This window comes from Ruegeria sp. AI3 (assembly GCF_056541245.1).
Map to the genome: position 1 here is coordinate 82,638 of NZ_JBQFYA010000015.1, position 25,423 is coordinate 108,060.

The 25,423-nt window shown below is 59.0% G+C and carries 28 protein-coding genes; 14 read left to right on the forward strand and 14 right to left on the reverse strand.

Going from position 1 to position 25,423, the window contains the following annotated elements; translation table 11 throughout:
* Window positions 1-33 precede the first annotated feature (33 nt).
* Window positions 34-2,319, reverse strand: a complete 2,286-nt coding sequence (locus ACRZ95_RS19855) for a fatty acid cis/trans isomerase (protein ID WP_170681232.1) — start codon at window positions 2,317-2,319, stop codon at window positions 34-36.
* Window positions 2,320-2,459: 140 nt separating this feature from the next.
* Between ACRZ95_RS19855 and recO the strand changes: the two genes are divergently transcribed.
* Window positions 2,460-3,185, forward strand: coding sequence for a DNA repair protein RecO (recO, locus tag ACRZ95_RS19860; protein ID WP_170681230.1), 726 nt, complete (start codon window positions 2,460-2,462; stop codon window positions 3,183-3,185).
* Here recO and ACRZ95_RS19865 read toward each other — a convergent pair.
* The 3 genes from ACRZ95_RS19865 to ACRZ95_RS19875 all read right to left on the reverse strand — a co-directional run bounded on the left by ACRZ95_RS19865 (window position 3,169) and on the right by ACRZ95_RS19875 (window position 6,053).
* Window positions 3,169-3,561, reverse strand: coding sequence for an META domain-containing protein (locus tag ACRZ95_RS19865; RefSeq protein WP_170681228.1), 393 nt, complete (start codon window positions 3,559-3,561; stop codon window positions 3,169-3,171). The genes recO and ACRZ95_RS19865 overlap by 17 nt on opposite strands.
* A 43-nt stretch (window positions 3,562-3,604) precedes the next feature.
* A complete protein-coding gene (locus ACRZ95_RS19870) occupies window positions 3,605-4,153 on the reverse strand; it encodes a hypothetical protein (protein ID WP_480555461.1) in 549 nt (182 codons plus the stop codon).
* A 208-nt stretch (window positions 4,154-4,361) separates the two neighbouring features.
* Window positions 4,362-6,053: an acyl-CoA dehydrogenase family protein gene (locus ACRZ95_RS19875; RefSeq protein WP_170681226.1), complete on the reverse strand. Its 1,692-nt coding sequence runs from the start codon at window positions 6,051-6,053 to the stop codon at window positions 4,362-4,364.
* A gap of 144 nt (window positions 6,054-6,197) precedes the next feature.
* Between ACRZ95_RS19875 and ACRZ95_RS19880 the strand changes: the two genes are divergently transcribed.
* Window positions 6,198-6,962 carry a sulfite exporter TauE/SafE family protein gene (locus tag ACRZ95_RS19880; RefSeq protein WP_170681224.1) on the forward strand — a complete coding sequence of 255 codons (765 nt, stop codon included), beginning with the start codon at window positions 6,198-6,200 and terminating at the stop codon, window positions 6,960-6,962.
* Between the two features lie 4 nt (window positions 6,963-6,966).
* Here ACRZ95_RS19880 and ACRZ95_RS19885 read toward each other — a convergent pair whose 3' ends face one another.
* The 3 genes from ACRZ95_RS19885 to ACRZ95_RS19895 form a co-directional block, all read right to left on the reverse strand.
* Window positions 6,967-7,431, reverse strand: coding sequence for a hypothetical protein (locus tag ACRZ95_RS19885; RefSeq protein WP_247748283.1), 465 nt, complete (start codon window positions 7,429-7,431; stop codon window positions 6,967-6,969).
* Window positions 7,432-7,542: 111 nt separating this feature from the next.
* A complete protein-coding gene (locus ACRZ95_RS19890; protein WP_170380432.1) occupies window positions 7,543-7,833 on the reverse strand; it encodes a hypothetical protein in 291 nt (96 codons plus the stop codon).
* Window positions 7,834-8,176: 343 nt separating this feature from the next.
* Window positions 8,177-9,775: a phosphoenolpyruvate carboxykinase gene (locus tag ACRZ95_RS19895; RefSeq protein ID WP_170681222.1), complete on the reverse strand. Its 1,599-nt coding sequence runs from the start codon at window positions 9,773-9,775 to the stop codon at window positions 8,177-8,179.
* A 61-nt stretch (window positions 9,776-9,836) separates the two neighbouring features.
* Here ACRZ95_RS19895 and ACRZ95_RS19900 point away from each other — a divergent pair, with 61 nt between their 5' ends.
* Genes ACRZ95_RS19900 through ACRZ95_RS19935 form a run of 8 tightly spaced genes read left to right on the forward strand, consistent with a single transcriptional unit; the run spans window position 9,837 to window position 15,547 of the window.
* Window positions 9,837-10,103: a hypothetical protein gene (locus tag ACRZ95_RS19900; RefSeq protein ID WP_170681220.1), complete on the forward strand. Its 267-nt coding sequence runs from the start codon at window positions 9,837-9,839 to the stop codon at window positions 10,101-10,103.
* 21 nt (window positions 10,104-10,124) lie between these two features.
* Window positions 10,125-10,829: a response regulator transcription factor gene (locus tag ACRZ95_RS19905; RefSeq protein WP_170380430.1), complete on the forward strand. Its 705-nt coding sequence runs from the start codon at window positions 10,125-10,127 to the stop codon at window positions 10,827-10,829.
* Between the two features lie 32 nt (window positions 10,830-10,861).
* Complete coding sequence (locus tag ACRZ95_RS19910; RefSeq protein WP_170641374.1) at window positions 10,862-12,580, forward strand: sensor histidine kinase; 1,719 nt, start codon at window positions 10,862-10,864, stop codon at window positions 12,578-12,580.
* 36 nt (window positions 12,581-12,616) lie between these two features.
* Complete coding sequence (locus tag ACRZ95_RS19915) at window positions 12,617-13,054, forward strand: HPr kinase/phosphorylase (protein WP_480555465.1); 438 nt, start codon at window positions 12,617-12,619, stop codon at window positions 13,052-13,054.
* Window positions 13,051-13,932 carry an RNase adapter RapZ gene (gene rapZ / locus ACRZ95_RS19920; protein ID WP_170681216.1) on the forward strand — a complete coding sequence of 294 codons (882 nt, stop codon included), beginning with the start codon at window positions 13,051-13,053 and terminating at the stop codon, window positions 13,930-13,932. The genes ACRZ95_RS19915 and rapZ overlap by 4 nt, the downstream gene beginning before the upstream one ends.
* Window positions 13,929-14,321 carry a PTS sugar transporter subunit IIA gene (locus tag ACRZ95_RS19925; RefSeq protein ID WP_170474049.1) on the forward strand — a complete coding sequence of 131 codons (393 nt, stop codon included), beginning with the start codon at window positions 13,929-13,931 and terminating at the stop codon, window positions 14,319-14,321. The genes rapZ and ACRZ95_RS19925 overlap by 4 nt, the downstream gene beginning before the upstream one ends.
* A 16-nt stretch (window positions 14,322-14,337) precedes the next feature.
* The gene (locus ACRZ95_RS19930) at window positions 14,338-14,607 is read left to right on the forward strand and encodes an HPr family phosphocarrier protein (protein ID WP_170380425.1); all 270 of its coding nucleotides are present in this window, start codon (window positions 14,338-14,340) and stop codon (window positions 14,605-14,607) included.
* A 40-nt stretch (window positions 14,608-14,647) separates the two neighbouring features.
* Entirely contained in the window at window positions 14,648-15,547 is a 900-nt protein-coding gene (locus tag ACRZ95_RS19935; protein ID WP_170681214.1) for a lysophospholipid acyltransferase family protein, read from the forward strand.
* Between the two features lie 74 nt (window positions 15,548-15,621).
* Here the strand turns inward: ACRZ95_RS19935 and ACRZ95_RS19940 are convergent, their stop codons facing one another.
* On the reverse strand, window positions 15,622-16,497 hold the full coding sequence (locus tag ACRZ95_RS19940) for a 3-hydroxybutyryl-CoA dehydrogenase (RefSeq protein WP_170474043.1): 876 nt from the start codon (window positions 16,495-16,497) through the stop codon (window positions 15,622-15,624).
* 173 nt (window positions 16,498-16,670) lie between these two features.
* Here ACRZ95_RS19940 and ACRZ95_RS19945 point away from each other — a divergent pair, with 173 nt between their 5' ends.
* Complete coding sequence (locus ACRZ95_RS19945) at window positions 16,671-17,498, forward strand: DUF6473 family protein (RefSeq protein WP_480555467.1); 828 nt, start codon at window positions 16,671-16,673, stop codon at window positions 17,496-17,498.
* Between the two features lie 59 nt (window positions 17,499-17,557).
* Here the strand turns inward: ACRZ95_RS19945 and ACRZ95_RS19950 are convergent, their stop codons facing one another.
* The 6 genes from ACRZ95_RS19950 to ACRZ95_RS19975 all read right to left on the reverse strand — a co-directional run bounded on the left by ACRZ95_RS19950 (window position 17,558) and on the right by ACRZ95_RS19975 (window position 21,978).
* Entirely contained in the window at window positions 17,558-18,487 is a 930-nt protein-coding gene (locus ACRZ95_RS19950) for an electron transfer flavoprotein subunit alpha/FixB family protein (RefSeq protein WP_170380422.1), read from the reverse strand.
* Window positions 18,487-19,245, reverse strand: coding sequence for an electron transfer flavoprotein subunit beta/FixA family protein (locus ACRZ95_RS19955; RefSeq protein WP_170556409.1), 759 nt, complete (start codon window positions 19,243-19,245; stop codon window positions 18,487-18,489). Before ACRZ95_RS19955 ends, ACRZ95_RS19950 begins: the two co-directional genes overlap by 1 nt.
* 354 nt (window positions 19,246-19,599) lie before the next feature.
* Window positions 19,600-20,172, reverse strand: a complete 573-nt coding sequence (locus ACRZ95_RS19960; RefSeq protein WP_170380420.1) for a cob(I)yrinic acid a,c-diamide adenosyltransferase — start codon at window positions 20,170-20,172, stop codon at window positions 19,600-19,602.
* A gap of 2 nt (window positions 20,173-20,174) precedes the next feature.
* Window positions 20,175-20,375 carry a twin transmembrane helix small protein gene (locus ACRZ95_RS19965; protein ID WP_170380419.1) on the reverse strand — a complete coding sequence of 67 codons (201 nt, stop codon included), beginning with the start codon at window positions 20,373-20,375 and terminating at the stop codon, window positions 20,175-20,177.
* 79 nt (window positions 20,376-20,454) lie between these two features.
* Complete coding sequence (locus tag ACRZ95_RS19970; protein ID WP_170681212.1) at window positions 20,455-21,282, reverse strand: SDR family NAD(P)-dependent oxidoreductase; 828 nt, start codon at window positions 21,280-21,282, stop codon at window positions 20,455-20,457.
* Window positions 21,283-21,351: 69 nt separating this feature from the next.
* Entirely contained in the window at window positions 21,352-21,978 is a 627-nt protein-coding gene (locus ACRZ95_RS19975) for an SH3 domain-containing protein (RefSeq protein ID WP_480555471.1), read from the reverse strand.
* 202 nt (window positions 21,979-22,180) lie between these two features.
* On the opposite strand from ACRZ95_RS19975, the gene parC reads away from it, so the two are divergent.
* The 3 genes from parC to ACRZ95_RS19990 all read left to right on the forward strand — a co-directional run.
* The gene (gene parC, locus ACRZ95_RS19980; protein WP_170681210.1) at window positions 22,181-24,529 is read left to right on the forward strand and encodes a DNA topoisomerase IV subunit A; all 2,349 of its coding nucleotides are present in this window, start codon (window positions 22,181-22,183) and stop codon (window positions 24,527-24,529) included.
* Window positions 24,530-24,626: 97 nt separating this feature from the next.
* Window positions 24,627-25,217: a hypothetical protein gene (locus ACRZ95_RS19985; protein ID WP_170380416.1), complete on the forward strand. Its 591-nt coding sequence runs from the start codon at window positions 24,627-24,629 to the stop codon at window positions 25,215-25,217.
* A 115-nt stretch (window positions 25,218-25,332) separates the two neighbouring features.
* The coding region (locus ACRZ95_RS19990) for a GTP-binding protein (protein WP_215675807.1) at window positions 25,333-25,423 on the forward strand (91 nt) is incomplete at its 3' end.

The following is a 25,423-nucleotide window of genomic DNA, read 5'->3' on the forward strand; positions in this document are numbered from 1 at the left end:
GTTTTTCATCCCCTCTTCATCAAACCGCAATGCTCAGGTCGGATCTTCGCCGGGCTTTGGGTCTTTGTACCGGTTGAGGTCCAGAATACCCGCCTGAATTGGTTTGTCTTGCAGAAAACGGGCGTGGATCTGATCGCTGATGGCCCAGAAGTCCTCGCTGGTCCGGCGCACGCCGAAATCGGCGACCAGCTGCATCCAGTCTTCTTGAGTGGCAAGTGATTTCACGGCTTGAACAAAGTCAGGCAATTGCGCCTCAGGCAGTTTGAAGAAGAAGTTTGGGTAGCTTCCGATCATCTCAGGCAGAATGGTCAGAACGTCTTTTTCGGGCTCTCGCCGGGCGGATTCGTCAAACAGGAAGGCAATGTTGGTATGGGCCTTGTCGTGGATCAGGGTGAAAACTTCGGCTTTCTCGTCGCTTGTCTCGACCACCAGCAAGGAAAGGTCAGGCAGGAACTTGACCCAAGGCCCCGTCTGGCTGGCCAGGGCAGTCAGCGCATCCTGCGCGCAATGCGCGCCATCGCATCGGTTGATCGGGTCTGAGCGCGACCATAGCCCGTTGCCGCGGGCCAAAAGCTGCAGAAAAAACTCCTGCTTGGGGGCGTCCGTTTCAAACGTGACCCCGGTGGGCATCGTGTCGTCGATGCGACGGGTGTGCCAAAAAGTGTGCAATCTGGCCAGAACGCCTCGGTACCAGTTTTCGTGCATCCCCGGCCTCAGATTGCGCGGCATGAAGGTCAGGAAGTTGTCCTCACTCTCCATGCGCAATTCGTCCATGTAGATACGGGTCGCCAGTTGATGTTCGACACGCCCGAACACGTCATATCCAGCCACCAGATTATAGTAGATCCGTTCAAACACAGGATAGTCGATGACCCAGGCGGTTTCCGGAATATCGCCGTGAAATCCTGTCAGGGCCGAGGCGTTGTCGAAATGCCGAAACACGGTGATCAGGGCGTTCGGGTTGGTTCCTTCACCATCCCAAATCGCGTCATAGCCCCAGCCAGTTTGATGCGCGGGACCGCTGCGATAGCGGGTATCGCGGAACTCAAGGTACTCGGCCTGGTTCTGATGCGAGAACATGTGCAGGTCGCCCAAGCTTTGATCCACTTGCGCGACGGGCAACTCAAGAAGCGCAGCGCCTTCGGCCAGAAAGCTTGGGTCGGTGATCGCGAGGTCTGCGTCGGGGTCAAGGAAACTGACCCAGAACCGGTCCTCAATGACGTCAACGGCAGTCTCCCCGTGACAGACGGGGCCGCGGATGAAGCTACGGACAAAGAACAGCGCATCGTCCAAAAGGAATTGATAGCGGCTACGCGCGGGGATCGCCGCGAAGGTCGAGAACGGGTCTCCGCCTTCGGCATCGCCATAGGAGGGCAGGTCGGTCAGCGCCCAGTTGGGTTGCAGGAATAGCGCCTGAAACCGCGCCATGCGATCAGGACTTAACGTGTAGACCAGATGTTCCTTGTGGACGATGGTTTCATCGACCGGTTGTAGACGGTAGTAGAAAGGGTCCGCGCCGGGGTCGTCAAACGGGCGGCGGGTGGCGATGATGTCGATCTTTTCTCCGTTGGGCGTTCTGGACCGGACCATTTGAAAGAACCGCCGTGGGTCATCGCCTTCAAAATGCAGGCGGGCCAGAAACAAATGTTCGAACAGATACCGGTTCATCAATTGAGCGCGCGGGTCGGGGGCGTTGAAGAACGCCTCCCAGGCGGTAACCTGCCCTTGGATATCGTCCGGCAATGGCGTAGCCGCCTCAGGCAAGGCTGCTCCGCTCTGCACCCAATCCATCAACAGTTCATGCTCCGAGGCCGTCAGTGGCGCGGTCCCATAGGGCATTCCGGCCGTCGGATGACTTTCGCGGAAGGCGTCGAACTCCTGATCGGTTGGGCATACCAAGGGGCGGTCAAGCGCCAGCCCCAACGAGTCGGGCAGAGGCGCGTTTGCGGGCAGAGGGTTCTCGGCACCCAAGGCCAGATAGCGTTCCAGTAAGCTGGACTCGCCTTGTGCCTGCGGAAGAACTGCATGGAATCCCAAATCCCGCCACCCCTCAACCGTTGTGGCATCCTGCCCCAAACGGGTGGGTTGGGCATCTTCCAGACGCTGCGAATGGTAAACCGCCAGCTTGTTGCCGCCGCGCAGCAGCCCCTCGGGTGAGGTCAGCTTGACCTGACAGGGCGCATCGTAGCAGCCGTGGCAAACCACGCATCGCTTGTCGAGAACCGGCTTCACCTGCGACCAGTCTGCCTGAGCGAATGCGGAAAGAGGGCTAAAGCCGATCAAGCTTGCAAATAGCAAAACCCAAACTCTGCCTGGCATCTTTGTCCTCCCTCCCATCGCGCGCCCAATGATAATCTTGGACCAAGCGCCCGGTTTGTCGAGTCCCCATCCCGCTTGCGCCCGCCGCGCAGTTGCGCTCTTGTGAGGCGAGCGATTTCCAACCCCGACCGGAGCTTGCCTTGGACTGGCGCGATTACGGCATCTTACTGACCACGCGCCGCCACGGTGAAACGGCCGCGATCATCGAGGTCTTTACCGAGGCCCATGGTCGTCATGCGGGCGTGGTGCGCGGAGGAACCAGCCGCAAGATTGCGCCGATCTTGCAGCCCGGCGCGCAGCTGGACGTGCTGTGGCGGGCGCGACTTGAGGAACATATTGGCACCTTCCAGGTCGAACCCCTACGCTCGCGCGCGGCGGCGGCGTTCTCTGGTCGGCTGGCGCTGGCGGGGCTTAACGCCGTAGTGTCGCTGTTGTCCTTTTGCCTGCCCGAGCGCGAGCCGCATCCCGCAATCTACAGCCAGACCGAACAGTTGATGGATCTGCTCGGGCAGGATGAGATCTGGTCGCTGGCCTATCTGCGGTGGGAACTTGCGCTGCTTGAGGAGCTGGGCTTTGGCCTCGACCTGTCCTCTTGCGCTGTGACAGGCGCGACCGAGGGGTTGGTCTATGTCTCGCCCAAAACGGGTCGGGCCGTCAGCGTTGAAGGCGCTGGGGAGTGGGCCGACCGCCTGTTGCCCCTGCCACCCTGTCTGCGGGGCGAAGGGACGGCCCCGGATGCCGAGATCGTGCAGGGGTTGAACACGACGGGGTATTTCATGGAACACCGCGTTGCGCCCGCGCTGGGCCATCATCCACTGCCCGAGGCGCGGGCGCGGTTCGTCGAGAGGCTTACTCGGCGGCTTTGAACACCATCTCGTGCCCGTCCTCATTGCGCAGAATAAGAAAATCGCCCGAAACCTCGGATTGGGTCATCGCCAACAGGGCGGCGAAATACATTCCCTCGGCCTCAAGCGCGGCACAGGCGGCGCGGGTGGCGGCAAGGTCCTTGATCTCGAACCAAGGATAGGGCGCGTTCAGCGTGCCATTGTAGCTATTGCAGGGGGCATTGCCCGCGATCTTGCCCTCTTCGGGGAATTGCAGCAGGGCGCTGGCTTCAAAAGGCTGCCCGTCAATCTCTTGCAGCACCCAGGACCGGTCAGACGCGCCATAGGCAGCCACGGTTTCGTCGCGGTCGCATTGAAACAGGGCCATCATGGGCAGAACGAGGGTTAGGCGTAACATGGGCACAAGCTAGCGCGACTAGGGTTTCGGCTGAACCGGAATCTCAGCTGCCCGCGTTGGCCGAGATCAGCTCTTCGCGCACCTCCAGTCGGGGCCGCCAATTGTAGCGGTCGTCTTCCGAGATCTCGCCCCAGAACAGGTCGCCGCTCTGCCGCCAGGGATCAAGGATCACGCCGTCCTTCAGACTATCTCCCCGCGCACTGATCGCCGCCGAATGGTGGATGATGCGGAACGTGGTCGGAGGGGAGGTTGCCCAATGCACGTCCAGCGTTTGAAAGTCCTCTTGCTGCAAGCGCCGGGTCATGGCCTGCGCCCAGTCATTGCACAGGCCATAGTCACGAAAGCCGTTGATGACCTTGGCGTTGTGAACGATCGGCGAATCCGTCACGTTCCAGTCGCGCTTCAATTGTTGCGAATAGCTGTAAGAGATTTCTGCGGCGCGGCGGGCCTCGGCCGGGTCGACATCGGGGCCAAGGTTGCGGATCTCAAGCGCCAGCCCATCGACATCCGACCGTGTTACGGTCGAAGACGGAGTGCAGGCCCCAAGGGTCAGCATCACCAAGGCAGCAAGCAGCGCGGTCAGGCGTATCACGTTTGTCTCTCCGTCCGGGTTTCGAAAGGTCGTGTAAGTGATCTGCGCGAGATCGGGAAGGGGGAAGTTGCAGTGAGGAGTGTTCAGAATTGGTTCTGTTGGCGTTATGGGACACGCTGTTAGCGCCGCGCACAAAATAAGCAATTCAAGAAAAAAACCCGGCGCGGGCGCCGGGTTCAGTTGGGGAAATGAAGTTGCCGAATATCGGTCAGCCCAGCAGACGCCGTGCGATGACCTGTGCCTGAATTTCGGCAGCCCCTTCGAAAATGTTCAGGATACGCGCGTCGCACAGAACGCGGCTGATCTTGTATTCCAGCGCGAAGCCGTTGCCGCCGTGAATCTGCAGCCCGTTATCGGCCGCGGCCCAGGCCACACGTGCGCCCAGCAGCTTGGCCATACCGGCCTCTAGATCGCAGCGTTGGCCGTGGTCTTTTTCCCAGGCCGAGAAATAGGTCAGCTGCCGCGCGATCATGATCTCAACCGCCATCATCGCCAGCTTGCCGGACACGCGCGGGAAGTTGATCAGCGATTTGCCAAACTGCTTGCGGTCCTGCGCATATTGCATCGCGATATCCAGCGCACTTTGCGCAACGCCGATGGCGCGGGCGGCGGTCTGGATGCGGGCGGATTCAAAAGTCTCCATCAACTGCTTGAAGCCTTTGCCTTCTTTGCCGCCCAGAAGGTTTTCACCCTTCACGTGGAAGCCGTCAAAGCCCAGCTCGTATTCCTTCATGCCGCGATAGCCCAGCACCTCGATCTCACCGCCGGTCATGCCGGGGGTGGGGAAGGGGGCTTCGTCCGTGCCCGGTGTCTTTTCGGCCAGGAACATCGACAGGCCGCGGTGGTCGGTGCTGTCAGGATTGGTACGTGCCAGCAGGGTCATCACATGGGTGCGGGCCGCGTGAGTTATCCACGTTTTGTTGCCCGTGATCTCATAGTCGCCATCGGCGGTCTTGACCGCGCGTGTGCGCAGGCTGCCCAGATCCGAGCCGGTGTTGGGTTCGGTGAACACAGCCGTCGGCAAGATTTCAGCGCTGGCCAGCTTCGGCAGCCAGTTCGCTTTTTGCTCATCCGTACCGCCTGCGATGATCAACTCAGCCGCGATCTCGGAGCGTGTGCCCAGAGAACCGACGCCGATATAGCCACGCGATAACTCCTCGGACACCACGCACATCGAGGCTTTGGACAGGCCAAATCCACCGAATTCTTCGGGGATGGTCAGGCCGAAAACGCCCATCTCGGCCAGTTCTTCGATGACTTCGATCGGGATCAGTTCGTCCTTGAGGTGCCAGTCATGGGCGTGCGGTTCGACCTTTTCGACGGCATAACGGCGGAATTGGTCACGGATCATCTCAAGCTCTTCGTCCAGACCCGACGCGCCGAACATGGTGGCTCCGGCCTGGTCTTCCATCAGGGATACAAGGCGCGAACGCGCAGCTTGCGTATTTGCCTGCGCCATCAGAGTCTGGATCTCAGAAGTCTGGAACCCGGACAGAGCGTCCCAGCCCAGCCCCAAATCCTGCAGGCGGACAACCTCGCCCTGGTTCATGGGGATACCACCAGCGACCTGATGCAGATACTCACCAAAGGCGATCTGGTGCAGCAGTTGCTCAATCTCGCCAAACTTGCCGTCCGCCTCAAGCGCTTCGGCCCAGCGTTGCATCTGCGCGAGGGACTGATGATAGGTCGCCAGCCATGCTAGCCCGTGGGCAGCTGTCTGGTTCGCCTCGATCAAAGCGCCCGAGACGCGACCGTCCGCCTCGACCATGGACCGCACCGAATCGCGTGCACGCTCAAATACAGCTTCGACCGCGGGTACGGCGGCTTTTGTCAGGGCCAGAAGGTCCGGCAAAATCGCAGCTGTCGTCATCTGGGTCATATCCTGTCCGTCATGGGCCATGAATCACGTCCTCTTTTGCGTCGTCTGGTCATATCATGCTGCACGTGCAGCGCAACAAAAATACTTATTACGTAGCGAAAAAGTTCAAATATTACCTTGGCATTTTTGCAGTGCAGAGAGCGCACAGGGTGATATCTAGACGGCATGACACTGTTTTCCACACTCTCTCCGACCGATCTTGCCCTGGCTGCTGCGATTGCGTGTCTAGCCGGATGGGTTAAAGGCATGGTCGGGTTTGCGATGCCGATGGTTCTCGTTTCGGGGCTGAGCATGTTCCTGTCGCCTGAGCTCGCGGTTGCCGGTCTGATCTTCTCGACCGTTGTGACCAATGGTGTTCAGGCGCTGCAGGAAGGGGGGCGGGCGGCTATTGCCTCGATCCTGCGGTTCCGGGTCTTTCTGAGCGTTGGTTTGATCTTTCTGCTGATCGGAGCGCAGTTGGTGACGCTGGTTCCGGCCTCGACCTTCCTGATGTTGATCGGCATTCCGGTGACAGCCTTTGCATTGCTGCAGATCCTCGGGGTTACCTTTTCCCTCAAGGAAGCATCAGCGCGTATCGAAGCGATCTTCGGCGTAATTGCGGGTTTTGTCGGCGGGATTTCGGGCGTATGGGGGCCTCCGACCGTGGCGTATCTGACGGCCCTGAACACCCCAAAGCAAGAGCAGTTGAGAGTGCAGGGCGTGATCTATGGTTTGGGTGCTATTGCGTTGACAGTGGCACATATCGGATCAGGGATACTGAACCGAGAGACCGCGCCGTTCTCAGCCGTTTTGGTCGTGCCAGCCCTTGCGGGGTTGTGGCTGGGGATGCGGTTGCAGGACCGTATTGATCAGGCCCGGTTTCGGAAAATCACCCTGTTGGTGCTGCTGATTGCCGGGCTGAACCTTGTCCGCCGTGGTCTCTTCGGTTAGCGGATCAAGCCCGCTTGTCCGCAAAGCGAAACGCGAAATAGAGGCCGAGCATCAGGAAGAAGAGGCCCGAGACGTCTCCGATCAGAAAGGCTATGTACTCAGCGGTCGCACTGCCGAAGGCCAGGTTCGTCAGACCTGAGACCAGGAACGAGGTCACGACGCCGACGCCCATGATGCAAATCCAGCAGGGTTTGCGGTCAGCGCGCGGGAACAAATCCCATCCGAGCCACTTGCAGAGATAGAAGACCGCGGGAACCGTTGTTACGGCGATTGCCATCGCCATAATACGACTGGGTAAGAACACATCGCTGCCGCCGAGTGCTGCGAAAACGATGAAAACACCGGGAAGAAGGGCAAAGATCGCCCTCCAGCCCAACAACCACGCGGATAGAACGCGCACGCCATGTGGTAGAAACAGCAGACTTGCCCGGCTTGGATATTCGGGAAAGAACAAGTTCTGCAAAGGCATCAGGACCTCAAAAGTGAGGAAGGATGCGATCACATAGGCCAAAGAGGCAAAAAATGTTTCCGAGGCCCACTTGCGCACGTCGATCAGCCGTTGATCTGCCGGGGCGCGGCGTCACCGTGGTGCATGTACGATATACCGTCCGCGGTTGGCTGTGCCGCTTTGCGACAGATAACCCTTTTCGACCAGCGACTTCAGCGCGCGGAAAAAGGTGGGCCGCGAAACGCTCTGGACCAGAGTGTGTTCGATCAAGCCGAATGTCCGGACTTCCTGATCGGCTTTCGATAGCTCTTCGGCCGCGTAATAAATGTCGCGCTCGACCGGAGAAAGCTGTTCAAGGCCTAGTGTGCGCTCCATGCTTTGCATGAGCTTGCGAAGTTCGGTGAGTTTCGAGATTTCGGTCATATCTTACCTGTCTTTTTCGTGCCAACGCGGCCAAAGCCGAAACCTGGAAATATATCCAAACACCGTGGTGTCTGGCTGGTTTCATATTGACACTTTACCCCATCTACTTAGACTAGCGTCGTGATTAGGTTGCCCAATTCGCTGGTGTGAGTGTCCGCGCATGAGCTGCCCAAAGGTTATTTTAAGATTCGGCCCGGTGCAAAAGCTCCGGGCCAATTTAATGTAGCGACTGTAGCGTATCGGAAACTTCGGAACAACGCATTTGTATATGCTGTTTCCGCGCGGTAACCGGAAGGTGAACGCTCTGGCATAGAAAAGGGCGCCGAAGCGCCCTTGATTCAGGTCAGCCGATGGCAACAGCCTTGATGTCTTCGTCGATGAACGGAATGTACTGTTCAAAGTTCTCCGCAAACATCTGCACCAGCTTCTCTGCCTGCTTGTCGAACGCAACCTGATCATCCCAGGTGCGGCGCGGATCCAGCAGAACCTCAGGCACTCCGGGAACCGAGACAGGTACGTCGAAGCCGAAATTAGCATCCTTGCGGTACTCGGCATCGGCCAGCGAACCGTCCAGCGCAGCAGTCAGCAAGGCGCGGGTTGCCTTGATCGGCATCCGGCTGCCAATCCCGTAGGCGCCACCGGTCCAGCCGGTGTTGACCAGCCAGCAGGTCGCACCGTGCTGGGCGATCTTGTCACGCAGCAGGTTGCCATAGGCCTCGGGGCGGCGCGGCATGAAGGGCGCGCCAAAGCAGGTCGAGAAGGTTGGTTGCGGCTCGGTCACGCCACGCTCGGTACCTGCTACCTTAGAGGTGAAGCCCGACAGGAAGTGATACATGGCCTGCGCCGGTGTCAGCCGCGCGATGGGAGGCAGTACGCCGAACGCATCACAGGTCAGCATGATGATGTTCTTGGGATGACCGCCCAGAGCGCTGCTGGATGCGTTCGAGATATACTCGAGCGGGTAGGCGCAGCGCATGTTTGCAGTCAGTGAGTCATCATCGAAATCAAGTTCCTTGGTTTCGGGATCGAAGACCATGTTCTCGATCACCGTGCCGAATTTCGAGGTCGTCGCGTAAATCTCGGGCTCGGCCTCGGCGTTCAGGTTGATGGTCTTGGCATAGCAGCCACCTTCGAAGTTGAACGTACCACGATCCGACCAGCCATGTTCGTCGTCACCGATCAGAATCCGTGCCGGATCGGCGGACAAGGTGGTCTTGCCGGTGCCGGACAGGCCGAAAAAGACGGCGGTGTCGACCGGGTTCCCAACAGCGTGGTTGGCCGAGCAGTGCATTGGCATCACGCCTTTTTCCGGCAGCATGTAGTTCAGCAGGGTGAAAACGGATTTTTTGTTCTCGCCCGCGTATTCGGTGCCGCCGATGAGGATCAGCTTGCGGTCGAAGTTCAGTGCAATCACCGTCTCGCTACGGCAGTTGTGCTTGGCGGGATCCGCTTGGAAGCTGGGGCAGTTGATGATGGTGAAGTCAGCCGTGAAATCATCCAGATCTTCGCGATCCGGGCGGCGCAGGAGGTGGCGGATGAACAGGTTGTGCCAGGCCAGCTCGGTGACCATGCGCACGTTGATCGAGTAGGTCGGATCGGCCCCGCCAACGAGGTCCTGCACAAAGTAGTCGCGGCCTTTCATATGGGCCAGCATGTCTTCGTACAGTGCGTCAAAGCCTTCGGGGCTCATGGCGGCGTTGTTTTCCCACCAGATGCTGTCGGCGACGCTTTCGGTTTTGACGACGTGTTTGTCCTTGGGCGAACGGCCAGTGAACTTGCCGGTGGTGACCAGAAAGGCCCCGCCATTGCCAAGGGTGCCTTCGCCGCGCTTCAGCGCTTCTTCGATCAGCGCCGGTTCCATGAAGTTGTAATAGACATTGCCCAGACCCTCGATGCCCTGATCTTCGAGGCGGAATTGCGGGTTAACCCGTCCAGATGTCATGTGTGTCTTCTCCTGTGGCGGCGCGCAAGGCGGTACGGCCCGGTGCGCTCTTGGGGCAATCATGCCGGAGGACTCCGGCGGACAGGCGTCCTCTTATCATGGTCGTTTGGGGCATGAACAGAAGGCTTTGACGCAGTTAGCGCAACCAAGTACAGGTTTAGCGCAACCAAGAATTTCCTGTCGGAAAACCGGGCAGCATTTTGCGGCCAGCAAGGCATTTTTGCCGCAGAACTGCCGCAAGAATGGCTTGATTCGTGGTTACGGATTGATTCGGCGCCTTAAAACCGCCAACAATATCCTACAAAAAAGCGTATTATTGCGTATATGAGCAGGAATAGGGGTGACCCCAATGTCAAAGATTGCACTAGTGGATGACGATAGAAACATTCTGACGTCGGTATCCATGACGCTCGAAGCCGAGGGTTTCGAGGTTGAAACGTATAATGACGGTCAGGCTGCGCTGGATGCTTTCAATAAAAAGCTGCCCGATATGGCTGTTCTGGATATCAAGATGCCGCGGATGGACGGGATGGATCTATTGCAGCGGCTGCGCCAGAAAACCCAGATGCCGGTTATCTTTCTAACCTCCAAGGATGACGAGATCGACGAGGTTCTGGGTCTGCGCATGGGCGCGGATGACTATGTGAAGAAGCCGTTTTCGCAGCGCCTTTTGGTCGAACGTATTCGCGCCTTGCTGCGTCGTCAGGAAGCCACCGAGGGCGATAGCGCTGCGGTTAGCACAGGTGATGCGAAGGTCATGGAACGTGGTGAGTTGCGGATGGACCCGCTGCGCCATGCGGTGACCTGGAAGGGCAATGATGTCTCGTTGACCGTGACCGAGTTTCTGCTTCTGCAGGCCCTGGCGCAACGCCCTGGCTTCGTCAAAAGCCGCGACCAGCTGATGGATGTGGCCTATGACGATCAGGTCTATGTCGACGACCGCACCATCGACAGCCACATCAAACGCCTTCGCAAGAAGATGCGCGCCGCTGATCCTGAGTTCTCGGCCATCGAGACGCTCTATGGCATCGGCTACCGCTACAACGAAGAATAGGCACGCGCCCCGTTTGAAGGTATTGTGGTCCCGTGCGTGACACTGACCAATTTGACGAGCTGCACGACGGTGATGTCGTCATCGGGGATGACTGGGTTATCCCACAAGACCCCGAGTCTGCTGAACTGCGAGAAAAGCGGTCGCGGAGGAACCTGTTTTCTCTGCGTGGCTCGCCTTTGGCGCGCAAGATCGTCACCTTCAACCTGATCGCTTTGGTCATTCTGGTGACCGGGCTTTTGTATCTGGACGATTCTCGGAAGGAACAGGTTCAGCAAACCGCGCGCAACCTGATGGGTGATGCGCAGCTGGTCAGCAACGTGTTCGAGGCTCAGATCCGTCAGAACGCAGCCGCGGGCGCTCAGAATCCGCGGGTGCTGGATGTGGGTGACACGCTGGCAGGGTTAAGCCTACCAGAAGGTGGCGAAGTTTTCGTCTACGACGCCAGCGGCACGTTGATCGGCTGGACGCGGGGTGCCTCAGTTGCGGTGGATCTGTCAACCATCCTGCAATCAGAGGCGGACATCCAAACCGGAAGCACCGTTATCAGTGACGCTTTGAATGCGGTATGGACCGGGGTGTCCCGGGTATTCAACTGGTCAACGACTGACGAGGCCCCGACACTGGCCCAACGGGTGCAATCCATCATCCCTGATACGCTTGGCGGCAGAACACAGGTGCAAGCTGTGCAGGACGAGATGGAAGAGACGGTGATCGTTGCCGCCGCTCCCATCGTGTTCAACGACACGACGGTTGGAGCTGTTGCCATAACCGGACCGGCAGGCGAGATCGACGCGCTGGCCCGGCGAGAGCAGGAGCGGATCCTGCAAATGTTTGTTGTGGCTCTGCTGGTCTCGGTCGGTCTCAGCCTTGTTCTGGCGTCGACCATTGCCAATCCGCTGGCCGATCTGGCCGCCGCGGCCGAGATGGGCAAGGACCGGGGTACAGGCGTTAATCCGGGCCGCATTCGTATCCCGGACCTCAGCGCGCGTCCCGATGAGATTGGTCGCCTTAGCCTGGCGCTGCGGGGCATGGTCACGGCACTCTACAACCGGATTGACGCAAATGAACAGTTCGCGGCCGACGTGGCGCATGAGATCAAGAACCCGCTGGCCAGTCTTCAATCCGCCGTGGGAACGCTGCGGATGGTCAAGCGCGACGATCAGCGCGAAAAGCTGATGGGAGTCATCGAACATGACGTGCGGCGTCTCGACCGTCTGGTCAGCGACATCTCTAACGCCTCGCGGCTGGATGCGGAGCTTGTGAAAGAGGCTGAGCAGCCCTTTGACCTGCTGAAACTGCTGGACAATTTGGGTCAGTTTCTGGGCGAAGATGCCAAGTCTAAGGGCATTGAATACGCCACCGATCTACCCGCCGACCCGATCGTGATCAATGGGCTTGAGGCGCGCTTGGCCCAGGTTTTCGTCAATCTGATCACCAATGCGATCTCCTTCTGCGAGGAGGGCGATGCGATCCGCGTTTGGGTACGTCAACGCGACCACCGTGTGCTTGTCGTTGTCGAAGACACAGGCCCCGGCATACCAGAACAGGCTCTGACCAAGGTCTTCAAACGCTTCTACTCTGAGCGCCCCGAGGAGCATTTTGGCAACAACTCCGGCCTCGGCCTGGCGATCTCGAAACAGATTGTCGAAGCTCATGGCGGTGTGATCTGGGCTGAGAATATCCGACCGACCGAAGCCGATGTCACCTCGGAGCCGCTGGGTGCGCGTTTCGTCGTGGGGCTTCCTGTCTAGGACATGTGCAGTCAGACTCTTTCAGACATCGCGGACATGGAGAGTGCCTGCGTTCACGCAACCTGTGTCGCGGTTGAGGGGCGGGGGCTGCTGATCGTTGGGGCCTCGGGGTCGGGTAAATCCTCACTCGCCCTTCGCATGATGGCCCTTGGGGCCGATCTGGTTGCCGACGATCGGGTCGATCTGAGCCGGGACGAGGGCGCGGTGATTGCCGACGCACCACAGCGGATTGCCGGCTTGATCGAGGCGCGTGGCATCGGACTGTTGCGCGCCGCCCCTTGCGGCCCGGTGGCCTTGGGTTATGTGATCGACATGGACCAGACGCAAACCACCCGCCTGCCAGAGCCCGTTACTTTGCAACTGCTGGGGCACTATGTACCCTTGTTGTTTGGCGCTGGCGTGCCCAATTTGGCCGAAGCACTGATGCAACTGCTTAAAATGGGGCGCGTAGACCCGGGATGGACCAGCACATGACAGCGCAACGGCGGATCGTTCTGGTGACCGGGCCGTCCGGCGCAGGACGATCGACAGCCATTCACGTGCTTGAGGATCTGGGGTTTGAGGCGATAGACAATCTGCCCATGGGGCTGCTCACGCGCCTGCTGGAAGGCTCGGGGAACGATCGGCCCATGGCGTTGGGAATTGATGCGCGCAACCGGGATTTCTCTACAATCGGCTTTATCGAACTGGCCGCCAAGCTGGGCCGCATGGAACAGGTTGACCTGACCGTCCTCTATCTGGATTGCAGTGATGAGGTTCTTCTGCGCCGCTTCTCGGAAACTCGCAGGCGCCACCCTGTGGCAAAGGACGCGGGCCCTGAAACCGGCGTGCGTCAGGAAAAAGAGCTGCTGGCCCCAATTCGCGAAATCGCCGATACCCTGATCGACACCAGCGCCCTGAATGTTCACCAACTGCGTGAAGAGGTCGAACACTGGTTCGCCCCACAAGGTGGCCGCCATCTTGCGGTCTCGATCGAGTCCTTCTCGTATAAGCGCGGCCTGCCGCGCGGCCTCGACATGGTGTTTGATTGCCGTTTTCTGGCCAATCCTTACTGGCGCCCCGAATTGCGTGCTGCTGATGGTCGAAACGCTGACGTGGCGCGCTATGTCCAAAATGACAAGAACTACGCTCCGTTCTTTGACCGGGTGGTCGGAATGCTGGACCTTCTGCTGCCTGCCTTTCGCGCCGAGGGTAAAGCGCACCTGTCGGTTGCTTTCGGGTGTACCGGCGGCCAGCACAGATCTGTCGCTTTGGCCGAGGCGATTGCGAAAGCCCTTGCAGACAGGGGGCAGCAGGTGGCAATTAGGCACCGCGAGATGGAACGACGCGCATTGAATGTGAGGCCGGATTGATCGGGATAGTGATCGTAGCGCATGGAGGGTTGGCCAAAGAGTATCTGGCCGCCATGCAGCATGTTGTCGGGCCTCAGCCCGGCCTGGTCGCGATTGCGATCGAAGCCGATCATGACCGCGATGAAAAGCAGGCCGAAATCTGCCGCGCCGCAAATGACGTTGATATGGGTGGCGGTGTGGTGATCGTTACGGACCTGTTCGGTGGCAGCCCGTCGAACCTTAGCCTCCGGGCCTGTGCGCCGCAGGATCGGCGCATTTTGTATGGCGCGAACCTTCCCATGCTGATCAAACTGGCTAAAAGTCGCCACTTGCCCGTGGCCGACGCCGTGCGTCACGCGATGGAGGCTGGACGCAAGTACATCAATGCGCAAAATGTGACATTGGACTAGGACCGGACGTATTGAAATGACCAATCGAAGCTTGAAAATCATCAATGAAAAGGGCCTGCACGCCCGCGCCTCGGCCAAGCTGGTTGAGGTGGTAGAAGGTTTCGATGCCAGTGCCGAAGTCTCCAAGGACGGACTTTCTGCATCAGGCGACAGTATCATGGGCCTTTTGATGTTGGCAGCCTCGCGCGGAACCACTATTGACGTCGAGACCTCCGGGCCGGATGCTGAGGCATTGGCAGAAGCCTTGGAAACGCTTGTGAACGACAAGTTCGGCGAGGGGTTCTAAAGCCACCCCGCCGGGACAGGAAGAACGGGAAGACCAGGAATTGGCGGAAACAACGCACGACACCAAGACAGGCCCCGTTGTAGACGGGACCGAAGATCAGGGCGAGGTCTACGACCGTAGAACCCTGACCTATGCCAATTCGTTCGACGATGCCTGGACCGCGACGGCAATCCGCGCCATCGAATGGTTTACTGGCAAGCTGACCATTCTTCGGATGGTCAATAAATTCGAAAAGAAAAACGAGCAGTATCGCGGCCAGCGGTTCTGGGGTGGGGCGCTCAAGACGATGGGGATCACCCTCACCACACCCGAGGAACAGATCGCACGTATTCCCAAAACCGGCGCCGTTGTCGTTGTCGCCAACCATCCTCATGGCATGGTGGACGGCATGATTTTCGCTGAACTGATTGGACGTGTCCGTAGCGACTACCGTATTCTGACCCGCTCGGTTCTGACTGGCTTGGATGAGGCCGCGACCTCGTTTATGATCCCGGTTCCCTTCCCGCATGATCCTGAAGCGCAAACCAAAATGCTGGAAATGCGGACCAAGGCGATGGACCACCTGAAAGAGGGCGGCGTGGTCGCCCTGTTCCCCTCGGGTGTAGTGATGTCCTCGGATGATTGGTTCGGGCCGGCGATTGAACGCGAATGGAACGTCTTCACCGCCAAGATGATACGCCGTTCAGGCGCGACCGTGGTGCCGATCTACTTCCCCGGCCGCAACTCGCGCGCCTATCAGATCGCCAACAAACTCTCGCCGATCCTGCGGCAGGGCTTGTTGCTGCACGAGATCGTCCGCTCGTGCAACAAGCCCCAATCCCCGGTGATCGGAGAGCCGATCTCGGGCGAAGACATGCAGCTGCTCGAACGCGACCCGCGTGGATTCATGGCGTGGCTACGAAACCACACGATGTCCTTGGGCGGCATAGCAAAGCGCTGATCCGCTCCTTCATCTGGCTAAAGTATCCCGGGGGTGAGACCGGATGAAATCCGGGCGAGGGGGCCGGCCCCCTATTAGCGCGTCGGAACCGGCACGTCGCCGCGATAGTCGTAGAATCCACGCTGGGTCTTGCGCCCCAGCCATCCAGCCTCGACATATTTCGTCAGCAGCGGACAGGGGCGATACTTGGTATCGGCCAATCCGTCATGCAACACGTTCATGATCGCCAGACAGGTGTCGAGCCCAATGAAATCTGCCAGTTCCAGCGGTCCCATCGGGTGATTGGCGCCCAGCTTCATCGATTGGTCGATGGATTGAACACTCCCCACACCTTCATAGAGCGTATAGACCGCCTCGTTGATCATCGGCATCAGGATACGGTTCACGATAAAAGCCGGAAAATCCTCGGCGCTGGCGGCGGTTTTGCCCAGTTTGTCGACAACGGCCTTACAGGCGTTATAGGTCTCTTCGTCGGTGGCAATCCCTCGGATCAGCTCGACCAGTTGCATGACGGGCACCGGGTTCATGAAGTGGAACCCCATGAACCGCTCTGGCCGGTCGGTCCGGCTGGCCAGACGTGTGATCGAGATCGAGGATGTGTTCGATGTCAGGATTGTATGGGGCAGCAAATGCGGTTGCAGATCCTCAAAGATCGCCTGTTTGATCGTCTCACGCTCGGTCGCGGCCTCGATCACCAGATCGGTCTGGCCCAGACGCGGCAATTCCAGCGTGGTGGTGATCCGCCCCAAAGCGGCTTGCACAGCCTCGTCCGAGATCTTCCCGCGTGAAGCCTGACGCGCCAGATTGCCCTCAATCGTCTTAACGGCATTGTCCAGGGCGTCCTTGTTGACGTCATTGACCAGAACGTCATAGCCGGCCAAGGCCAGAACATGCGCGATCCCGTTGCCCATCTGGCCTGCGCCAATCACTCCGACCGATTTGATTTCCATGCTCTGGTGCCTCTGCTCTCAGCTCGCCGCGACATTACCGGCAGTTTGGGGCGGGCGGCAAGAGGCATCAGAGGTCTGCGGATCGGTCAAACTTGCCTCAAATCCGCGCATTAGCAATTTCGCAAGACTTGCGACGGCAAGATGGCAACCGGGTGAAAAATTGGGTGAGTGATATGAGCTATCATCGAACGGGCGCAGCAGTGCCCGAAGACAGCATCTGTCAGTATGGGGAGTCAAAACTACGGTTCCGGGGGCCGTCGCGCGCATTGGACGGCTCCTATCTGGCATGTATCGGAGGGGATGAGACCTTTGGGAGGTTCGTTGAGCACCCCTATGCCGCGATTCTCGAAGGCTTGCTGGACCGCAAATGCGTCAACTTTGGCAGTCTTCTTTGTGGGGTTGAGGCGCTGTGCGGCGATTCCACCTTGGTTGAGCTGGCGAATGATTCCGATCTTTGCGTGCTGCAATTGCCGGGGGCGCTGGGGCAATCGAATCGCTTTTACCGGGTGCATCCGCGCCGCAATGACCGGTTTCTGTCTCCTACACCGGACCTGCTGACGCTTTACCCTGAGGTGGATTTTACGGACGTCCATTTTGTGCGTCACTTGCTGGGGCTGTTGCATTCCTATTCGGACGCACGCTTCGAAATCGTCACCCACGAGTTGCGCAAAAAGTGGGTCGAGACGCTTGGCGCTTTTCTACAGGAGGTCCGGCCTCCGGTCGTTTTGCTGAACCTGCAGGTCGATGGCGAGATCGCCCATGAGGTCGCCGCACCGCTGGGCTGTGAACCGGTCTTTGTGGATACCGAGATGTTGGACGCACTGCGTCCGTTCGGTGCGGATGTCGTTTCGATGTCAGTCCGGATCTCCGGCGAATCGGATGAGTTGGAGGATATGCTGTTCGGGACCCTTCAGCAGCCTATGGCCGAACATATGATCGGCCCGGCGACCCATCGTCGGATCGCAGAAGCGCTTTCCCGATCGATCCGTGATTTGCATTGAAAAAGGCCCGCCGAGGGGGCGGGCCTTACAATGGTTTTCCAAGCAACCGCTTGGTTCGATCAGCCGAGTTTCTCGGTCAGTTCGGGTACGGCCTGGAACAGGTCAGCAACCAGACCGAAGTCAGCAACCTGGAAGATCGGTGCTTCTTCGTCTTTGTTGATCGCAACGATGACCTTCGAGTCCTTCATACCAGCCAAGTGCTGGATCGCGCCCGAGATGCCGACGGCGACATACAGGTCCGGTGCAACAACCTTACCGGTCTGACCCACCTGCCAATCGTTCGGGGCATAGCCCGAGTCCACGGCGGCACGCGACGCGCCAACAGCGGCGCCGAGCTTGTCAGCCAGAGTCTCGATCAATTTGAAGTCTTCTTCCGATCCGACACCACGGCCGCCCGAAACAACAACACCAGCCGAGGTCAGCTCGGGACGGTCGCTCTCGGCAACCTTGTCCTCAACCCAGGACGACAGGCCGGGGTTTTCGCCAACCGAGATGGTCTCAACCGCAGCCGAACCGCCTTCGCCTGCCGCATCAAAGGAAGCGGTGCGGAAGGTGACGACTTTTTTGGCGTCGTTCGATTTGACGGTCTGGATCGCGTTGCCTGCATAAATCGGACGCTCGAAGGTCGAGCCGTCAACCACGCCGGACGCATCCGAGATCACCATCACGTCCAGCAGCGCAGCAACGCGCGGCATGACGTTCTTGGCGTCGGTGGTGGCAGGGGCAACGATGTGCTCATAGCCATCGGCCAGGCCTACGATCAGTGCTGCGGTCGATTCCGCCAGGCGGTGGCCCAGCGACTCGTCTTCAGCAACCAGAACCTTGGACACGCCGTCGATCTTGGCAGCAGCCTCACCGGCAGCAGCGGCAGAACCGCCCGCTGCCAGAACGGTCACATCACCCAGCGATTTCGCAGCGGACACGGCCTTGGCGGTGGCGTCCAGCGACAGTTCGCCGTTGTTGACTTCGGCAAGCAGAAGTACAGCCATTACACAGCCCCCGCTTCTTTGAGTTTCGAGACCAGCTCATCAACCGAGCCGACGACGATACCAGCGGCACGGGCCGGCGGCTCGTCGGTTTTGACGATTTCCAGACGCGGAGTGACGTCGACGCCGTAATCGGCGGCGGTTTTCTCATCCAGCGGCTTTTTCTTCGCCTTCATGATGTTCGGCAGCGACGCATAGCGCGGCTCGTTCAGGCGGAGGTCAACGGTCACGATGGTCGGCATCTTGACGTTGATAGTCTGCAGGCCGCCGTCAACCTCACGGGTGATCTTGGCGGTGTCGCCTTCGATGTCCAGCTCGGACGCGAAGGTGCCCTGGCTCCAGCCCAGCAAGGCCGACAGCATCTGGCCGGTGGCGTTCATGTCGTTGTCGATCGCCTGCTTGCCCGCCAGAACGATGCCTGGCTGCTCTTCCTCGACCACTTTGGCCAGGATTTTTGCGACGGCCAGAGGCTCGATATCCGTGTGGACGTCATCCGCAGCAATAACCAGGATCGCGCGGTCCGCACCCATGGCCAGAGCAGTCCGCAGCGTCTCCTGCGCCTGCTTCACGCCGATCGAAACAGCAACAACTTCGTCAGCCTTACCTGCTTCTTTCAGGCGGATCGCCTCTTCAACTGCAATCTCGTCGAACGGGTTCATCGACATCTTTACATTGGCGAGATCAACACCGCTGCCATCCGCCTTAACACGGACTTTAACGTTGTAGTCAATCACGCGCTTGACAGGCACAAGTACCTTCATTTTTGCGTTCGCTCCTTACAAAAACGGCAAGCCGCGTCGCGACTCCACCAATGCTCTCGCGGGACTAGATAGCGCCTCAATCTCATCGACAACAGAGCAAAATCGTCACGTCATGGGCTTGAGACGTCGCGTTTTGTGTTTTTTAACGAATAGGGAGCACAGATTTTTTGAAGGTTGGCCGACGATGGTGCGGTCGGAAGGACTTGGTCGTTGTCGCCAACCCGCCCAGCTGAACTTAGTAGATTGATTGTTTTGGTGACCGGGGCGCCGAGTAGACGACACGTTGCGCCTGCCTTCTAAACCGGGGCACCGCCCTTCCGGTCGCCGGGACGTCCACTGGACGTCCCGCCGCTTTCAGCGGTTCGCGCCCGGAACCCACAAGACATCATCCTTGCCGCTGTTGTTGGCGCAGCGGGCGGCGACGAAGAACCAATCGCTCAGACGGTTCAGGTATTTGACCGCGACTTCGTTGACAGGTTCCATATTGGTCAGCTCAACCGCCAGACGCTCAGCCCGGCGTGAGACGGTGCGGCAGACATGCAGATGCGCCGCCAAAGCCGAGCCGCCGGGCAGGATGAAGCTGCGCAGCGGTTCAAGATCGGCATTCATCGCGTCGATTTCAGCCTCTAGCCGGTCGATTTGGGCAGGCGCGATGCGCAACGGCGGGTAGTCGGCCTCTGCGTCTTTTTCCATGTCGGGGCGGCAAAAATCAGCCCCCAGATCGAACAGGTCGTTTTGAATGCGGGCCAGCGCGGCGTCAGTTTCGCCCTCGGCTTCGGTCCGGGCGACGCCGACAAAGGCGTTCAGCTCATCAACCGTGCCATATGCGGCCACGCGACCCGAGTATTTTGCAACCCGTTCGCCATTGCCCAAAGCGGTTTTCCCGTCATCGCCTGTGCGCGTGTAGATTTTGTTCAGAACGACCATCTTCAAACTCCTTGTCCGCGCAGGAAGACGTAAAGCACAATCAGCAATACGGCAATGAATTGAAAGAGGATGCGCAGGCGCATCATCTTGTTGCTCTTCTTGGCGGCATCCATGCCGCTTTTTCCGAAATTTGCGATGCCAAGGGTCAGCACGACGACAACCGCCGCCATCGCCAGGAGCAAAACGACCATCAAAGGGTCCATCGTCAGTCACCGTCCGCTTTTTCTTTGGGTGCGCCTGATCTAGCGCCTGCAGGGCCAAAAGCGAACGGGAAATTTTGCCTCAGATGTCTGACAGGATTCGGTCGATGGCTTTTGTTGGCAGAATTCGCCGCAAATAGCCTGCGATATAGGTCGGCGTCGTCACGTAATAGCGCGCCTTTGGCCGTCTCGCTTCGACCGCGTGGGCCAGCTTGTTGGTGACCGCCGAGGCAGGCAGTTCGAACGTGTCCGGGCCAGAGCCTTCATAGAGCCGTTTCAGCAGCGACGCCTCGTACCTGTCACGCAAGACCGAGTTCTCCCAATCCACGAAGCGCTCGAACACCGGGATCGCCTTTTCGCGGATTTTCGACGTGATTGGACCGGGTTCGATCAGGATGACTTTGACGCCGCTGCCGCGTAGTTCCAGGCGCATCGTGTCGGTCAGACCTTCGATCGCGTATTTGGTGGCGACATAGGCGCCGCGCCAGGGGAACGCGACCAACCCCAGAACCGAGGAGTTCTGGACAATGCGCCCATTACCCTGTTCGCGCATGACGGGAATGACCTGCCGCGTCAGCTCGTGCCAGCCGAAGACATTCGATTCGAAGATGAACCGCAAACCGTCGGTCGGCACATCTTCGACCGCGCCGGGCAGCCCGTGCGCTCCGTTGTTGAACAGGGCATCCAAAGTGCCTCCGGTGGCCTCAAGAACCTCGGCCAGTCCGGCGGTGATGCTGCCTGTGTCTTGATAGTCAATTCGCGGGCTTTCAAATCCCTGCGCGCGCAGCCTGTCGCAATCACGCTGCTGGCGGCACGAGGCAAAGACGCGCCAACCACGCGCACGCATACCGTGTGCTGCATCCAGGCCGATGCCGGACGAGCAGCCGGTAATAAGAATTGATTTCTGCATGATGGCCCCGAACCTCAACGTCCCCAACACCTAGGCTGCGAGAGGAAACAGGGCAATGACGCCCGGACGTCAGTTTGTGGTTTTGCGGACCAGTGATGCCGAAATCCATCCGACCTGTTGCCCGGGAAACACGCGTGTGCGCAACCAACCCGTGCCGGAATCGCTCAGGACCTCGACCCGTTGTCCGATCGTGGCCTTACCGATGATGGGATAGATCGTGCCCGGCCCGTCACGCATGTTGACGCGAGTGCCAGAGATTTCTCGGATGTCCTTTTCGGGCTCTGCGACAGGTGCCACAGCAGGTTCGGCATCGGTTGTGACCTGCTGCATCGCCGTCACGCCGCCTTCCAACGAGGCCAGCGTCAACGTGACATCCTGATCTTCGAACAGGGACGGATTCGCCTGCAATCCGGCTGCAACCTGAGACAGAAGCGCCTTGGTTTCTTCCTCACCCAGAACAGGTTCTGGTTCTGCAATAAACTCAATAACAGGGATGGGTTGAACTGCGGCGCGGGTCACCAACTCCTCAACCGGTGCGGCAGCCGGAGGCGTCGCCTTGGGTGCAGGTTCGAACGTGGCCGCCATACGCTGCGGATTGTCACTGCGCAGGCCGCGCGGCTCGAAATCGGGGCCTCCGCTCATGACGTAGAAGGCCCAGCCAAGGGCGGCAAAAGTAACAAGTATCAGGCGCGTCATGACGCTTCCCCCCGAAGAAATCGTAAATACAAGAATTGGCAGCAGTTTAATTCATGAGACCATAGCATATTTCGAGGCGGGAGTCGAAAAATGGGGGAAATCCGGGGGTTGCCTCCCCCTGTTGCAAAAAGCGCGACTTGTCCCCAGTAAAATAAGTCTTGGTTGCTTTACCAAGCTGCGCTTGCGTCGTATCACATCATATATGAACGATACGATCGACGACCCCAACATGGAGGCCCCTGACAATGGGGGCGAGGTAGCCGAACCGCTACGCCGCGCAATTGGTGAGCGCTATCTGACCTATGCGCTGTCCACCATCATGCACCGCGCCCTGCCGGATGCGCGTGATGGTTTGAAACCGGTTCACAGGCGAATCCTCTATGCGATGAGGGAACTACGACTCAGTGCAACCGGAGGTTTCCGGAAGTCCGCGAAGATCTCGGGCGATGTGATGGGTAACTATCACCCCCACGGTGACGCCGCGATTTACGACGCGATGGCGCGTCTGGCGCAGGACTTCAACGTCCGCTACCCGCTGGTCGACGGGCAGGGGAATTTCGGCAATATCGACGGCGATAACCCCGCGGCTTCGCGATACACCGAAGCGCGGATGACCATCGTGGCCGAGGCGCTGCTGGAAGGTCTGAACGAAGATGCTGTTGATTTCCGAGACAATTATGATGGGACGCTGACCGAGCCGGTCGTGCTGCCTGCGCAGTTTCCGAACCTGCTGGCCAATGGGGCCAGCGGTATTGCGGTGGGCATGGCGACGAATATTCCGCCGCACAATATCTCGGAACTCTGCGACGCTTGTCTGCATCTGATTAAGACGCCCGATGCGCGCGACGATACGCTGTTGAACTACGTGCCCGGCCCGGATTTTCCGACAGGCGGCGTGATCGTCGAACCGCCCGAGAACATAGCGCAAGCCTATCGCACCGGGCGCGGATCCTTCCGGCTGCGCTGTAAGTTCGAAGTCGAAGATCTTGGCCGTGGCCAATGGCAGATCGTCGTTACCGAGATCCCTTATCAGGTTCAGAAATCCAAGCTGATCGAGAAGATCGCGGAACTGATCCAGACCAAGAAAATCCCGATCCTTGCCGACGTGCGGGACGAATCCGCAGATGACATCCGCCTGATCCTTGAGCCGCGTTCCAAGAACGTGGACCCCGAGGTGCTGATGGGCATGCTCTATCGCAACTCGGATCTTGAGGTGCGGTTCAGCCTGAACATGAACGTGCTGATCGACGGTGTGACGCCCAAGGTCTGCTCGATGAAGGAAGTGCTGCGCGCCTTCCTCGATCACCGACAAGAAGTCCTGATCCGCCGCTCGCGTCACCGCATGGCCAAGATCGACCACCGGTTGGAAGTGTTGGAGGGCTTTATCGTCGCCTTCCTCAACCTCGACCGTGTGATCGACATCATCCGCTACGACGACGACCCTAAAGCGGCGCTGATGCGCGAGGATTGGGGGATTGATCACGTCCGCGCCACGGACGAATCCGACTACATCACGCCCAAACCGGGTGAGGGTGAGTTGTCTGAAGTTCAGGTCGACGCGATTCTCAATATGCGCCTGCGCAGTCTGCGCCGTCTGGAAGAGATGGAACTGGTCCGCGAACGCGACGAGTTGATGCTGGAGCGCGCCAATCTCGAAGACCTACTGGCCGATCCCGCTCTGCAATGGGCCAAGATCGCCGAGCAGTTGAAAGAGACCAAGAAGACCTTCGGCAAAGACTACGAAGGCGGCGCGCGCCGTACCCGGTTCGCCGAGGCCGGACAGGTCGAGGAAGTGCCGCTTGAGGCGATGATCGATAAGGAACCGATCACGGTGGTCTGCTCTCAGATGGGCTGGATTCGGGCCATGACCGGTCACATCGACCTCAAGCGTGAATTAAAGTTCAAAGACGGTGACGGCCCCCGGTTCATCTTCCATGCGGAAACCACGGATCGGTTGCTGGTCTTTGCCTCGAACGGACGCTTCTACACCGTCAGTGCCGCCAACCTGCCCGGCGGGCGGGGCATGGGTGAGCCGCTCCGCCTGATGGTCGATCTTCCGAACGAGGCGCAGATCATCGACATCCTGATCCACAAACCGGGGCGCAAGCTGCTGGTGGCCTCGGACGCTGGCAACGGTTTCATGGTGCCCGAGGATGACGTGCTGGCGCAGACCCGCAACGGGAAACAGGTACTCAACGTCAAGGGCGACGAGACGGCGATGATCTGTAAACCCGTCGCAGGCGATCACGTCGCAGTAGTCTCGCAGAATGGCAAGTTCCTGGTTTTCCCGACCGAAGAGCTGCCCGAGATGACCCGAGGCAAAGGCGTGCGTTTGCAGAAATACAATATGGCGCGCGGCCGGCAGGGCACGTTGGAGCTGGATGGCGGCCTGTCCGACATCACCACCTTTAACTGGGAAGAAGGGCTCAAGTGGTCCATGGGCGGCGACAAAACCCGACACGAGGCGGATATGTCCCAATGGCTGGCCAAACGCGCCAGCGTCGGGAAAAAACCCCCTTATGGTTTCCCGCGTGACTATAAATTCTCGTGATCTGTCGAGGGTTTCGGGCGAAATCCGCCGATACGGCTTGGCACATGCCGTATCGGTGCGCTAGATCAAAGAAAAACAGGCCTATCGAGACGAGATCATGCTGCGCATTTTGACCCTGATTACTGGACTGGCCCTCATGGGCGCCTGCACGCAGACGCAAGTGTATGAAGAACCCGAGTCGTTGGGGGAGTTCAAGCTGCGCGTAAACTACGCTTTCGCTGAGAAAGCCCGCCAAGGACCGGTCTCGCGCGATGCGACTCCAAAAGAATGGGAAAACGCCATTCAGAACGCGGTTGATATCCGTCTCGGCCGTTATGAAGGCGCACAGGAATATGACATCGGTATCAGTCTCGAAGGCTATATGCTGGCGCCTCCGGGCATTCCCGTCATCTACAATCCCAAAAGCACGGCGATTGTTCTGGTCAATGTCTACGATGTGAAGAAGAAAGAATTCCTCGCCAAGGGTAAGCAATTCCAAGTTCTGGAAGACACGACCGGAGAGAGCGCTCTGACAGGATCGGGCAATACCCGCACAAAAGAAGAGCAGATGAGCGGCCTTGCCCTGAAAGTTGCCGACCGAGTCGAAGAGTGGCTGGCCGAAGAACACAAGGACAATGGTTGGTTTGATCGGCGTCCGGACCTGATCCAGCCGCTGGAAACGAGCGAGCTCACGCAAAATCCGGCGTGATCGGCGCATTTCCCTCAGGATGTGCTTGATTTTCCCCTTTGAACCAAATATCTCGCGCGCGCAGATGTAACCACGGGACCAAGGGTCCCCCAAATCGCAAAAGGGCGCCTGAGGAATGGCAAAGGAAAAGTTTGAGCGTACAAAACCGCACGTCAACATCGGCACGATTGGGCACGTTGACCATGGTAAGACGACGCTGACCGCAG